At 38.3% G+C, this 13,707-nt stretch carries 8 protein-coding genes; 3 read left to right on the top strand and 5 right to left on the bottom strand.

The annotated features are described in order from the left end of the window. Positions 1 to 68: 68 nt before the first annotated feature. Entirely contained in the window at positions 69 to 1,784 is a 1,716-nt protein-coding gene (locus EXT43_RS08365) for a tetratricopeptide repeat-containing sulfotransferase family protein (RefSeq protein ID WP_062567011.1), read from the bottom strand. Between the two features lie 68 nt (positions 1,785 to 1,852). Between EXT43_RS08365 and EXT43_RS08370 the strand changes: the two genes are divergently transcribed. The 3 genes from EXT43_RS08370 (at position 1,853) to EXT43_RS08380 (ending at position 9,037) form a co-directional block, all read left to right on the top strand. After that, positions 1,853 to 4,201, top strand: a complete 2,349-nt coding sequence (locus EXT43_RS08370) for a DNA polymerase II (protein ID WP_130166768.1) — start codon at positions 1,853 to 1,855, stop codon at positions 4,199 to 4,201. Positions 4,202 to 4,456: 255 nt separating this feature from the next. Then, positions 4,457 to 7,315 (top strand): TonB-dependent receptor, encoded by a 2,859-nt coding sequence (locus tag EXT43_RS08375; RefSeq protein WP_058583752.1) that lies wholly within the window; start codon positions 4,457 to 4,459, stop codon positions 7,313 to 7,315. Positions 7,316 to 7,390: 75 nt separating this feature from the next. After that, positions 7,391 to 9,037 (top strand): sulfotransferase, encoded by a 1,647-nt coding sequence (locus tag EXT43_RS08380; protein WP_165385090.1) that lies wholly within the window; start codon positions 7,391 to 7,393, stop codon positions 9,035 to 9,037. A 40-nt stretch (positions 9,038 to 9,077) separates the two neighbouring features. On the opposite strand, the gene EXT43_RS08385 is transcribed toward EXT43_RS08380, so the two are convergent. The 4 genes from EXT43_RS08385 to EXT43_RS08400 all read right to left on the bottom strand — a co-directional run bounded on the left by EXT43_RS08385 (position 9,078) and on the right by EXT43_RS08400 (position 13,305). Next, a complete protein-coding gene (locus EXT43_RS08385) occupies positions 9,078 to 10,868 on the bottom strand; it encodes a putative 2OG-Fe(II) oxygenase (protein WP_130166770.1) in 1,791 nt (596 codons plus the stop codon). Positions 10,869 to 10,921: 53 nt separating this feature from the next. Continuing rightward, entirely contained in the window at positions 10,922 to 11,101 is a 180-nt protein-coding gene (locus tag EXT43_RS08390; protein ID WP_130166771.1) for a hypothetical protein, read from the bottom strand. A gap of 171 nt (positions 11,102 to 11,272) precedes the next feature. Then, entirely contained in the window at positions 11,273 to 12,067 is a 795-nt protein-coding gene (locus EXT43_RS08395) for a DUF547 domain-containing protein (protein WP_130166772.1), read from the bottom strand. 62 nt (positions 12,068 to 12,129) lie between these two features. Further along, positions 12,130 to 13,305 (bottom strand): DUF547 domain-containing protein, encoded by a 1,176-nt coding sequence (locus EXT43_RS08400; RefSeq protein WP_130166773.1) that lies wholly within the window; start codon positions 13,303 to 13,305, stop codon positions 12,130 to 12,132. Positions 13,306 to 13,707 lie beyond the last annotated feature (402 nt).

Raw genomic sequence — 13,707 nt, forward strand, 5'->3', positions numbered from 1 at the left:
TATGTATATAATTACAGTAATGAATTTTAGAGATTTAACCGGGCAACTACAAGCGACTTGTTTGATTATTATTTTATTAGCTTCAATAGCGGCTCTAAGTGAACTTTATAATTTGTCCATTGCGTTAAAGCATCTTTGTAAATCGGTTGTCTTACTTGCTCTGAGCTTGGTGTCATTATCGGACGCTGATGATTATAAAAGCTCATGCAGCTTTCATGCATTTCTAAACTACAATAATCAAGCAACTCAGAAACTGTATTGGAAAAATCATTAACAAGGTTTTGATAGTCAACGTTGAAGATTTCATCTGGATAAAGAGCGTGCCAGTGCGACATTAAATCTGCGTAATCATTTATATATTGTGCAAGCGATTTGAAATCGTAGCTATAGGCGTGGCCCTCAGAAAAAGAATGCTTGTATAAACTCCATGCTGTTGCGGCTTTATCTCTTGTTACTTCGAGAATTTTAGCGTTTGGAAATAGAGTTTTTATTAATGCGATATGATGAAAATTTGCGGGTTGTTTGTCGATAAAGACCTTATTTTTTCCGCGTAGTGGAGCAATAAAATTTAAATACCTTGCGGCATAATGAGTCTTATCTTGTTCTGAAAGTTTATCAAGGCCATAAGGTACATCTGAGAGTTTTTTACTCTCAAGCTCTCGCGCAATTGCGTTAATTTCTGTTAATTCATAACTTGCATCAACATCAGGGTGGCTTGCTAAAATTTGCTCAACTAAGGTAGAGCCACTGCGGGGTAAGCTGACGATAAAAATCAGCTGTAACGACTCATCAAATGCATTATGAGCCATTGGCTTTTGAGTTAAATGTTGCGTGCAACGAGAAGTGAAATTACTCGGCTTATAGGGAGTTAGTGACTTTTGAATACTGTTCGCTTTTTCTAACATCGCAAATGATAAGCTGAAGTTACCTTGTTGTTCATATGCCTTTGCGAGCGCAAAATAGAATTGAGCACTATTAAGGTTTGGCTTAGCAGCTTGCGTGAGCTGTTCTAGAAAGTCTACATCCTTACTGTCAAAAATGTATGTCTTTAAGTTTGCTAAATTCCAGTAAGCCTCACCAAGTCTTTTATCTATTTGCAGTGCTTGTTTGTAGTGATCAATTGCAAGCCCTGTATTTCCTTTTATTTTTTCAATGTTGCCAAGGCGAAGGTGGCATTGGGCTGCGTAATAGTTTGCATCAAGTAACTTGTTATAGATGGTTGTAGCTTCATCAAATTGCATTAATTTTACATGAGCGATCGCTAATAGGCTCTCAATGTATAATGTCGGTGAAGATATCGAAGAGTGGTAAAAAGAGATTAACTCATCAAATTGCTTGGTATTGAGTAGGGCTTTACAGTAGCTTTCTTTAACAGTTTGTTTTTGCGAGTTGTTCTCAAGGTTATGTTTTGATATTGCAAAGTAAGCTTTGCTATCACCCACTTTAAATGCGATCTCAGCCAGCGTTTCGAGTGCTCTATATTCATTTGGTACTAATTTTAATAATTGCTGAATGGTTTGCTGCGCTTGCAGAGGGTTTTGATTGGTTAATTGTTGTTTAGCCGTGTCTAATTGTTTATTAAACCAATGAATCATTTCATATTGTTTGAGTGCACTTTGCTGTTGTTCATGCTCTTGCAGTAGTTTGTGAATATTAGCAAGTAAAGCCCAGCCATCGTGATATTCTGGATTTTCATTGAGTACCTCTAACAACATAACTTTAGCTTTATGTGGTTCTGTAGCAACGAGTGTCTTTGCGTTATTAATCGCATCAATTGGGCTCATAATTGGCTCTTATAATTTTATGTAGTTAGGGTGTACTATACCCCTTCCGTAATAGATATTTGAAGTAAATGGTTACAGATACAGGTTTTATCCTTTCTAAAGAAGCGTTTGATAGCTCATCAGGTGTTAGTTTTGTGTTTTGGCTCTGGTGTGAAAACGGCCCTTTAAAAGTACAGGTTGAGCACCAAGAGGTGGTATTTTTCATTCCTGAAAACCAAGTAACTGCTGCAAAGCGACTATTACAAAATCAAAACATTCATGCTCGTTTTGCTGATGCCAAACTAAAAAACTTCCAAAATCAGTCGGTGATATGCTGTTATTTTAAATCGTTAAAAGATTACTACAGCGCCATTAAGGTTTTAAAAAGTTCACAACTAGTTACTTTTGAAGATGATGTTAGGCCAATTGACAGATTTTTGATGGAGCGTTTCATTAAAGGCTCAGTATGGGTAAAAGGTGAAATACAAATACGAAGCGGTTTTCGACTGTTAAAGAACGCTAAATTAAAACCAAACAATGAATTTAGACCTTTTTTCAAACATGTTTCTATTGATATTGAGTGTAATGGCGAAGGCGTACTATTTTCTATTGGCTTAGTCGGAAAAGGCATTGATAAAGTCTTAATGATAGGGCGCCCAGAGCCAACGGCTCATCTAGATTATCAAATCAATTGGTGTGAAGATGAAATAGATCTTCTTACTCAGTTTGAAAATGAAATTCAGCGAATTGATCCTGATGTACTGATTGGTTGGAATGTTATTGAATTTGACTTCAGTGTGCTTCACGCAAGAGCTGAGGCGTTAGGTATATCTCTAAAGCTTGGTCGCAACAAAGAAATAATGCGAGTGCGCTCGGGAAACATTACTCGCATAACAATGCCTGGTCGCGTAGTTATTGATGGTATTGATACCTTAAAAAATGCCACTTATCACTACGACAGCTTCAGTCTTGCCAATGTAGCGAGTATCGAACTTGGTGAAGCGAAGCTGATCAGCACAGATAATCGTCTTGAAGAAATTATTCGCCAGTTTAATGAAGACAAACTGTCTCTTGCTAATTACAACAGGCAAGACTGTATTTTAGTTCTGCGGATTTTTGAGAAATTAAAGTTACTCGATTTTGCAGTTGTAAGAAGCCAACTCACCGGACTTGAATTAGAACGAATGGGCGGCTCAGTAGCGGCCTTTACTAATCTTTATCTACCGCTATTGCATAGAAGTGGCTATATAGCCCCTAATTTAGGCGATCATGGGTTAAGTTTTGACAGCCCAGGTGGTTATGTTATGTCATCACAGCCAGGCCTTTACAAGAATATCCTGGTGCTTGATTACAAAAGCCTCTATCCATCAATAATGCGTACATTTTGTATAGACCCTCTTGGTCTAGTTGAAGGGTTAAAAAAGCCAGATGACGCAATCGATGGCTTTAACCAAGCACAGTTTTCACGTACTGAGCACCATCTGCCTGAGCTTATTCGTGAACTTGCAGCAACAAGGCAAATGGCCAAAGATAAAAACCAACCTATGCTCTCGCAGGCAATTAAAATCATCATGAATAGCTTATATGGTGTACTTGGCTCTAAAGGTTGTCGCTTTTATGACCCGAGATTGTCGAGTTCAATTACTTTGCGTGGCCATGAGATAATGCAAACAACTAAGCAATGGATAGAGGAGTGGGGCTACAACGTCATTTATGGTGATACAGATTCGACCTTTGTTAAGCTTGATGATGATCTAAATTTACTAAACTGTAATGAAATCGGTACGAAACTGGCGGAGAAAATTAACAAACGCTGGCAGCAGGTTTTGCAGAAAGACTATAAAATAGACAGCTTTTTAGAAATTGAGTACGAAACTCACTATAGCCCATTTTTTATGCCCACTATTAGAGGCAAAACAATGGGTTCAAAAAAGCGTTATGTAGGAAAAGTCGAAAAAAATGGTGCTTCAAAATTAGTTTTTAAAGGTATGGAAACCGTAAGGAGTGATTGGACAGAACTTGCTCATGAGTTTCAAACAGAATTATTTGAGATATTATTTGCTGAAAATTATAGCCAAGAATTAATTTTTCAAGCCTTTGATAGGTATGTTAAAAAACTATATGCAGGTGAGTTTGACGCTAAGTTAATCTATCGCAAACGCCTGGGTCAGCATTTAACTGATTACCAAAAAAACATCCCTCCCCACGTTAAAGCAGCGAAACAGTACTTAGCTGACAATCCTCATCTTGCATTTCAGCGTGGACAAATAATTAAATATGTTTACACCGCTAACGGCGCTGAGTACTACACAGGTCACCATAATTACGATTATGGCATTTATGTTAACAAACAATTGTTGCCAATAGCTGAAATGATTGTTGTTGATTTAGGTACTAAAGTTTCGTCACTAAGTGACCGTCAGATACAGCTTTTTTAGAAAAATTAACATTTTTTTGACTCTTTGTTGCGATGAATGATCGGTAAGCTCAGTTTAAACGCTTATTTGTGTGTTTTTTGTCCACAAAACAAGAAAAAGTAAACTTTTTGCTGCTTCATTAAAAAATTGTAAATAAAGGGCTGGATATTTTGTTTTATTTGTTTATTATTTGTTTGTCGCAGTCCTGATGCGATACAAATAATAAACAAGCTTATGCTAAATATAGCCACAATATAGTGGTCCAGGGAGAATCAAATGTTAAATAATAAAGTTTCAAAAGCAGTTCGCTTAGCGCTTGCTTTTGGTACAGCTTCAACAGCTGCGTTTTCTGTAAACTCTTATGCTGCTGAAGAAGAAGCAGTAGAAAAAGTTGAACGTATTGAAGTTACAGGTTCACGTATCAAACGTACTGATATCGAAACTGCAAGCCCAGTACAAGTTACAACAGCTGAAGAAATCGAAGTAGCTGGTTTCACTCGTGTTGAAGACATGATGAATAGCTTGCCTCAACTAGAAGCTTCAAGCACTGCATTCCAATCAAATGGTGCTTCTGGTACTGCTACTCTTGATTTACGTGGTATGGGTTCACAGCGTACTCTAGTACTTATCAACGGTCGTCGTATGCAAGCTGGTGGTATCTACAGCCAGTCTGCTGATATTAACCAAATTCCAGCTGCACTTATCAAACGCGTTGACGTTATGACAGGTGGTGGTTCATCAACTTACGGTGCTGACGCGGTAGCGGGTGTTGTAAACTTCGTGATGGACGATCAGTTCGAAGGTTTCGAAGTAAACCTTGGTTCAACAGCTTATCAACACGATAACGACAACGAGTACATCCAAGGTTTAATGGATGACCGTGATTTTGATTACCCTGATGGAAGCTCAGGCTTTGACGGTTCATCGTTTGATTTCTCTGCTACTTTAGGTGGTTCATTCGATAGCGGTAAAGGTCATGCTGTAGGTTATTTCACTTACAACAAACAAAACGAATTACGCCAAGGCGCACGTGATTACTCTTCATGTGCTCTTAATGCTGCAGGTACAGCGTGTGGTGGTTCTGGTAACGCGGTAGTTCCTAACTTCTATATCTCAGGTGTAACTGACACAGGCGCATTTGATTGGGATGATTACGATTACTGGACACTTGGTTCTGATAGCAGCTTCATTCCTTCAAGCGGTAACGTTTATAACTACGCACCAGTAAACCACTTTATGCGTCCGGATGAGCGCCACACAATGGGCTTATTCGCTAACTATGAAGTAAACGATAACTTCCACCCATTCATTGAAGCTATGTTCATGCGTGACCGTACTTCTGCACAAATCGCAGAATCGGGTACGTTCTTTAATGAAAACTACGTAATCGATTACGATAGCCCTCTTCTTACAGATGCACAGCGTCAAAACCTAACTGACCGTTTCGGTTTAACTTCTGGTGACCAATTTGCTACTTACATTGGTAAGCGTAACGTTGAAGGTGGCCCACGTGTTAACCAACTTGAGCACAGCTCATTCCGCTTAGTACTAGGTAGTAAAGGTGAAATCAGTGACCTTTGGTCATATGAAGCGTTCATGCAATATGGTTCAACTTCTTCATCTTCTGCATACGAAAATGACTTCTTCGGTCCACGTATCAGTACTGCGCTTTCTGCAAATGGTGAAGACTGTGCCGCAACTGATGGCTGTATCCCTTACGAAGTATTCACATACCAAGGTGTTTCTGCTGAATCAGCTGGCGCATTAACTGGTACTGCGATTCTTAACGGTGTTACTGAACAGTTCATCGTAAGTGGCTTCGTAACAGGTGAATTTGAATTTGGTCTTCCTTCTTCAGATTACCCACTTGCTGCAGTATTCGGTGCTGAGTACCGTGAAGAAACATTTGGCCGTACAGCGGATGAAGTTTACGCACAAGGTCTATTACTTGGTCAAGGTGGTCCTACTAAGAGCCTTAACGGTGAGTACGATGTAACTGAATTCTTCGGTGAGTTAAGTATTCCTATCGTTGAAGGTATCACTGGTGTTGAAAGTCTATTAATTGACTTAGGTTATCGTTGGTCTGATTACAGTACTTCAGGTTCAGAGCCTACTTATAAAGTAGCAATGAACTGGGACGTAACTGAGAACTGGAAAATCCGTTCAAGCTACAACCGTGCTGTACGTTCTGCAAACAACGGTGAGCTATTCGCTCAACAAAGCCAAGGTTTATGGGCAGGTGTAGATCCATGTGCGACTGCAACTCCAGAACTTAGCCAAGCAGCTTGTGCTAATACAGGTATTACAGCGTCTCAATACGGTAACGTAGGTAAGAGCCCTGCAGATCAGTATAACGGTTTCTTCGGTGGTAACCCTGATCTAAGCCCTGAAATCGCAGATACAATCACTCTAGGTGTTGTTGGTAACCCATTTGAGAGCTTTAACTTCTCAATCGATTACTGGGATATCGACCTTGAAGATGCAATCGGTGCAATTGACCCAGAGTTAATCGTTCGTCAGTGTGGTCTAACAGGCGATGCTCAATTCTGTGATAAGATTGAACGTACTCCTGGTAGCGGCAGCTTATGGATTGGTTCTGGTCAAGTTGTAGCAACAAACACTAACTTAGGTAACATTCATTTTGAAGGTGTTGATTTAAGTGCTAACTATGACATGGAAATCGGCGGTGGTACACTTTCTACAAGCCTAATCGGTACTTACATGATGACTAAAGAATATGAAGATATTCCAGGTGTAAGTGAACCGTATGACTGTGTTGATACACTAGACAATGGCTGTTTCCCACAACCAGAATGGCGTCATGTTCTAACTGCAAGCTACGACACAGGTAGCTGGTGGAAAGCTACTGCTAAATGGCGTTACTTCAGTGCAGTTAATGACTACACAGGTTCTGACACTTTAGTTCAAGACGGCATTGGTTCACAAAGCTACCTTGACCTTAAAGGTTCATTCACTATCAATGATTACACTCGCGTACTTGTTGGTGTGAACAACGTATTAGATAAAGAGCCACCACTAGTAGGCGGTACATTATCTACAAATGGTAACGCAGTTGCTGGTTACTACGACACTCTAGGTCGTTACTTCCACGCAAGCGTTTCATTAAAATTCTAATTTGAATTAATTAATGTATGATAAAGCGAGCTTCGGCTCGCTTTTTTTATGGGGAAGCTTTTTTATGGGGAAACAATGACATCAGAACAACACGCGTTTACCCAAGCTGTTGCTTTACTTCAGCAAGGTAAAGTTAGCCAGGGGATAGAATTATTAAAACCGTTAACACATAACAATGAGTTTGCTGAAAAAGCGTTACAGATCCTTTTCAAAGTTGCTATGCAGCAACAAGATACTGAAACAGCCATTGCCTATTGCCAAAAACTGGTATCGATAGCTCCAAAAAAGTTTGATTATGTACTGACCTTAGTACAATTAAGTATAAGTTGTGGTGAGTTCAAAATTGCAAAAAGCGCGTTATTACCTTTATACGAGACAAATCCGCAGCAAGCTGATATTTGCTTTCAGCTAGGAAAAATAGAAAGAAAGCTTGATAACCATGATTCAGCGATGCGCTTCTTTGAACAAGCTCTAACATTATCTGAGCAGTTTAAAGCACCCGCTTTAATAGAAATTGCTTTTATGCATAATGAGCAATTACATCAACCCGATGATGCCGTACGTTACTTACAACAAGCGATTAGTCATGATGAAAATAATCTTCAAGCTCACTTTTCATTGGCAAATATTTACGAACAGCTTGGTGATAAAGAGAAAGCGAAAAAAGGTTTTCAACAGGTTTTAAAAATAGATGCATTTAACGCGATGGCACAAGCAAGGCTGGCTGACATCGAGACATTTTCTGAACAAGATGCGACTAACTACGAACAAGCATGCCTAGCTATATTACAACGAGAGTCAGATGATATTGCCTGTGCTGATCTTTATTATGCACTTGGTAAGGTATTTAATGATTGTAAAAACTATCAGAAAGCTTGGCATTATTATGTAAAAGCTAATCATTACAATAAAAAGTATTTACCAGCCTATGATCGCCAATCTGCTGAGAAGATTACTGACTACACCTTAGCTCGTAATATTGCTTTGCAAGAAGCGAATAGTTCAATAACACCAATTATAATTTGTGGTATGTTTCGTTCTGGCTCAACACTAATTGAACAAATCATCAGCTCTAACGAGCAAATAGCGGCAGGTGGTGAAATTGCCTATTTACATTCATCGTTATTCAATTTGATTGGCGATGAAAAGACACTTGTTAATAAGGCTAAAGAGCCTGAATTTATTGATGGTTATAAAGAACAATTAACTTTAAGAGCTGAAGGGGCGCTTTATGTAACAGATAAACGCCCTGAAAATTACCTTTACTTAGACATTATCAAGCAGCTCTATCCAAAAGCTAAGATTATATGGACAGAGCGAGATATTAAAGACAATAGCTTGTCAGCTTTTTTCCAGCATTTGGGTCCGAGCTTAAACTATGCTGTATCCCTAGGTGATACTCTACATCACTATGAGCAGCAGCAACGTATTAAGTCACATTGGCAGTCGTGTTTCAGTAATGATATTTTTACTCTGAATTACGATCAGCTCGTTTGCTCACCCGAGCAGATTTTAGAACAACTGTTTCGCTTTCTAGGGCTTGAATATACTGATGAAGCCCAGCGATTTCACAATAAATCTGGCACTGTAAGTACAGCGAGTGTATGGCAGGTTAGAAAGCCACTTTATAAGTCATCCTCAGGACGATTTGCAAATTACCTTGAACACATACAGGCCGATGAAAAATCCTACCAAGATGCCAAAGCGCTGTTAAATAAGTAATTGGTAATAAAAAAGACCATCATTTAGATGGTCTTTTTTATTATTTTAAGGGCATGATATCACATGGAATAGTTAGCCGAGGGCTAGTGCTTTTTAGTTGGTATGTACCATGCCAAATATAGCTTGGAAATATAATAATTTGACCTTCCTCAGGGCAGATTTCACGATCTATAGACTCACGCTCACCTAAGTTAAGACTGGTTTCTCCTAGCTTAAGCCAGCCATTTTTAGTTTCATCATCTTTACTCATCTCATTAGGAATAGAAATATAACTCGGCGCTGATAACCAACCTTGAGGGTGGATATGATTAGCATGAAAACCGCCTTCTTCTAGTTTCACCGACCAACTACCTCTGGCAACAAAGCGTTTATGATTTCGCGCTAATAGGGGGTGGTTAGCATCCTCTGGTAGCTGCATCAGGTATTGATTAATGCATTCATTCATAGATGACTTAAATAAATCAATAAGTTGGTTTGAACGGTGTAACAAGTGACCTTGTGTTTGGCTGCCACTGCGCACACTTTGATCTAATGGTTGGAGTTTATTTGTGTGAAGGCTGATCATTAGCTCCTGCAACTGCTTATTAAAATCAGCAAAGGTCTTAAAGCCAGGCGGAGCAGGTAGCTCCATCACTTTAACGAATTTATCTAGGTCAGTTAACCAGTGATATTTATCATTATTTGATAGTCGCCAAGCAATACTTAAATATGCCCAAAGCTCTTGGTTGTGAGGATTAAATTTTACTGCGGTTTCTAAATGAGAGATCGCTGAGCTGTAATCGCCTTGTTGTATGTAAAAGTTTGCTAAATCAATACAGTAACGAGCATTTTGAGGGGCTGCTTTAACTAGTTGCTGAAGGAGTGAAAATGCTTTTTCTTCGTCACCTGTTCTATCTAGAATTATACTGTGTGCATGATGTAAATCTAAATTTTGTGGATGGTTTCGTGTTGCATCACTGCTTACTAATAATGCTTCTTCCAGCTTATCTAGTTGCAGTAGTTGGCCAATTTGAGAGTGGATCAGAACAGGGTTTGCATCATAATTTTTGAAAGTTTGAGCATATGAACTCATTAATTGGCTCTGCGAGTGCTCCCAGTAGAGCTTGTTAAGGCTTTCATGCGCTGGTACATAGTTAGGTGCAAGTTCTAAGCATGCCTTAAGGTGAGCTTGTGCTTGTTCATATTGCTGTAAATCATAGTATGTACAACCAACTATGTAGTGCAACTCGGCACTTGGTTGCTGTTTTAAAAGCATTTGCAAAAGCGCTAAGGCCTCGGCAAATTGACCTAAATTTCGATAATTACAAGCATGTTTATAAACGAAATGAAATTGCCCCTTTAATTGAGCTGGCAATTTTGTTTGAAAATACTCTTCGATACGTTGTAAGTCACCAAAGCGCTCGAAAAGTTCTAAAGTGAGCCAATGGTAACGAACGAATGTGTTCTGCGAGGGCGATGTTTTGCTCAATAAATGTTCGGCTTTTAATAATTCATCTTGATTAATTAGGCTTTCAATGTAATTAAGTCGTGGCTTTTCGAGTGATAAAGAAGCTGTGTTGTATTCACAAAACTGAATACACTCTGCATACTTTTTTTGTTTACAAAGTAGATTTGTGTAGTTGTCTAAAAGGCCAACATGATTGCTAAATTGGCTAAGGCCTTGTAGATAACACTGCTCTGCTTCAATAGTTTTGTTTACAGCTGATAAACATAAGCTATTTAATGTATACCAATCAGCGGTTTTATTTGTATGTAAAGAAAGGAGTTGTAATGCCTGCACATATTGTTGTTGATTGAATGCGTGCAAAGCTCTTTGCAATGAATTATTCACTCGTACACCCTGTTTTTGCTTTATGTTAACAGGGCGTACAGTAAAGTAAAATATTACTCTTGATTTACATCAAGGTCTTTGATTTCTACAGTACCTTTAATGCGTTCTCTTTGTTTATAAAGCTTGCGAATTTTCTTCCAAACTTGTGGTGGGTATCGACCAAATTGAGCTAGCCGCTTCGTTAAGGGATCGGTGATATAGCTTCCGTCTGCTGCACGATATCCATATGTCATTCCTCCTATCCCCTCTAGCGCGGCCCTGTTAATAGCAGAAGAGGCGCCATAGGCTCTATGCGTGCGATATAAATCCACGATATGCCAATCATCTATTGTAAGCTTAAACCCTTTAGAAGACTCTACAGCATCTTTTAAAGAGCCATTAGTATAGTGTTCAATATGAGACTTTTAATCTTGCTCAAAGTCGTCAAACAAGGCTTCTGTTTGCTGGTAATAGACGGATAGGTAAAGTCTATCTTTCCCTTTAATTTGCATACCTCGGTTAGAATTAACAAATTCCTCACCATTGTCTGCTAGTTGGTAATACACTTTGCTTCCTACATAGGCCTCTGGGCGAAGATTTGGGCTGCCTATATTTCCTTGGTGAAATCCATACATAACAATCGGTTTATTTTTACCAAACTTTTTAAAGACAATGTTGTGTTGTATGTCATTTAAAGACAGGCTATGTCCCATAACAGTGATAAACTCCTCATCAAGTAATGAATTATCACCAAATAATAAATCTTCAGTACTAAAGATAGGGTAGTGCTCAATGAGTTTCTCTAATAATGCTGTGGTATATAAATTTAGCCAATAAGCCAGTTGCTCAGATAAAACGAGCTCATTAAGTGGGATTTGTTCAGGAACTTGTTCAAGGCTCAGACGTATTTTTTTAAAACCAGTTTTCAGGTTTGCCTTTACAACTTCTTCATAATAAAAACGATTTGCTTCTAAAGCTGTATCGTTATTTTTATGTGCTCGGGTGCGTGTACCAATGCCTGATTGGCCTTTTCGAAAACCTCGGTCTGAGCGGCCTAAGTCAATAACTGTGATTTTAAGTAACTGATCTAAATCACCATAAGATATTGTTAAATCACTATCTAAGCCGAAATCGGCAAATTCTTCAGGTAGAGTGTCTAGTTTTGCTGACGAGTGTGCAGTAAAGAAAATTGCGGTTATTAATAAGAGTGGTTTAAGCATAGCGAACTCCCTGTTCAGAAAAAGCCACCCGTAACATTCTTTTGACGAGTGGCCCTCTTATTTTAATTGTTTGAATCAAGATCTTTAATCTCAACAGAGCCACTGTTGTCTTGGCGCTTTAAGTTAAGTTTTTTGATTTTCTCTAACATTTCAGGAGAAAAACGACCAAAATCCATGGTGCGCATCATAATTGAATCTGTAATATGACTCACATTAACCGCTCCAATACCTGAGCCACTACCTTCAGGACCGATTGGTACAGCTGAGTTGCTTACAACAGCATTAAGCATTGCTGCAGGGTTAGTTGATGCAGAACCGCCATAGTCACGGTCGGTACCATATAAATCAGTAATACTCCAATCTTCGATATCAACTTTGAAGCGTTTGGCGTATTTAACATCGCTTTTCATTTGACCTTCAGCGTAGTCTTCTAAGTGCTCACGTAAGTCACTTTCGAAATCTGAAAATAAAGACTCAGCTTGCTCATAATACTTAGATACATAAAGGCGGTTTTTACGTTTAATTTGCATGCCTCTATTTGAGTTTACAAATTCTTCTCCATTTTCAACAAGTTGATGGTAAACCTTGCTACCTTTATACGCTTCATCTCGAAGGTTTGGGCTGCCAATGTTACCTTGATAAAAGCCATACATAACTATCGGCTTTTTTTTACCAAATTTTTCAAAAACAATTTTATGTTGAATATCATTGAGTGAAAGTTTGTAACCGGCAACGGTTAAAAACTCATCTTCTAAAATCGAATCATCACCAAATAGAAGGTCTTCTGTGTCGCGAATAGGGTAGTGTTCAATTAATTTTTCGACCATGGCTGTATTATATAGGTTAAGCCAGTAAGCTAACTGCTCGTCTAGGCTTAAATCATTCAGCGACACTTCGCTAGGTACCTTCTCCAAGCTAACTCTAATCTTGTGAAAGCCATCCTTTATCTCAGACTTAGTAACACCTTCGAAGAAAAAACGATTGGCTTCAAGCGCAGTATCGTTGTTTCTGTGCGATTTCATGCGGGTGCCAATGGAGGATTGAGATTTGCGAGAGCTTCGGTCTGACATCCCCATGTCGATAACAGTCATTTCAAGTAAGTTATCAAGGTCCTCATACGAAATTTTAATATCTCGATTAAGGCTAAAGTCTGAAAATTCTTCTGGTAGTTCATTTATTTTTGCATACGAAGAAAGTGAGCAAAACGTAAATGCAATTAGTAATAATTGTTTAAACATGATTTTTCCTTGTTGTTTTAACAATCTTACTATCAGTGATTGTTACAGTTTTTTCAAGTTTATATGTACCGAATTCGTTCTAGTTTTACTTGTTTATCTTCAGAAAATATAAGGGGTTAAATGTTTTTCTACACTTTTCGTTAGTTATTGCTAGTTAATAGAATGTTCATTCTATTAACTTTTGCATCATTTTGTCCTTTTTCTACATGTATCAATCATTTTGACCATGTTTATTGTGGTTTCATCTTAATTGTAAGGTCTTAAAATTTTATTTTTTTATTTTTAAAGATAAAAAATGCCATTTATCAGTACTGGTTTTGTTGTGTAAATTGCAATTGTTGGTGGGTTTTGCTTTAGTACCCATATTAATACTAAAAAATTAAATTCTTTTTGATCTTTGTA

The sequence above is a fragment of the Pseudoalteromonas sp. CO109Y genome, from assembly GCF_004208935.1.
Classification (GTDB): domain Bacteria; phylum Pseudomonadota; class Gammaproteobacteria; order Enterobacterales; family Alteromonadaceae; genus Pseudoalteromonas; species Pseudoalteromonas shioyasakiensis.

Bases quoted from the DNA above. Each gene is read 5' to 3' on its own strand.
- EXT43_RS08395 (WP_130166772.1), bottom strand. From the start codon at position 12,067: ATGCTTAAACCACTCTTATTAATAACCGCAATTTTCTTTACTGCACAC.
- EXT43_RS08365 (WP_062567011.1), bottom strand. From the start codon at position 1,784: ATGAGCCCAATTGATGCGATTAATAACGCAAAGACACTCGTTGCTACA.
- EXT43_RS08375 (WP_058583752.1), top strand. From the start codon at position 4,457: ATGTTAAATAATAAAGTTTCAAAAGCAGTTCGCTTAGCGCTTGCTTTT.
- EXT43_RS08370 (WP_130166768.1), top strand. From the start codon at position 1,853: ATGGTTACAGATACAGGTTTTATCCTTTCTAAAGAAGCGTTTGATAGC.
- EXT43_RS08400 (WP_130166773.1), bottom strand. From the start codon at position 13,305: ATGTTTAAACAATTATTACTAATTGCATTTACGTTTTGCTCACTTTCT.
- EXT43_RS08380 (WP_165385090.1), top strand. From the start codon at position 7,391: ATGACATCAGAACAACACGCGTTTACCCAAGCTGTTGCTTTACTTCAG.
- EXT43_RS08390 (WP_130166771.1), bottom strand. From the start codon at position 11,101: ATGACATATGGATATCGTGCAGCAGACGGAAGCTATATCACCGATCCC.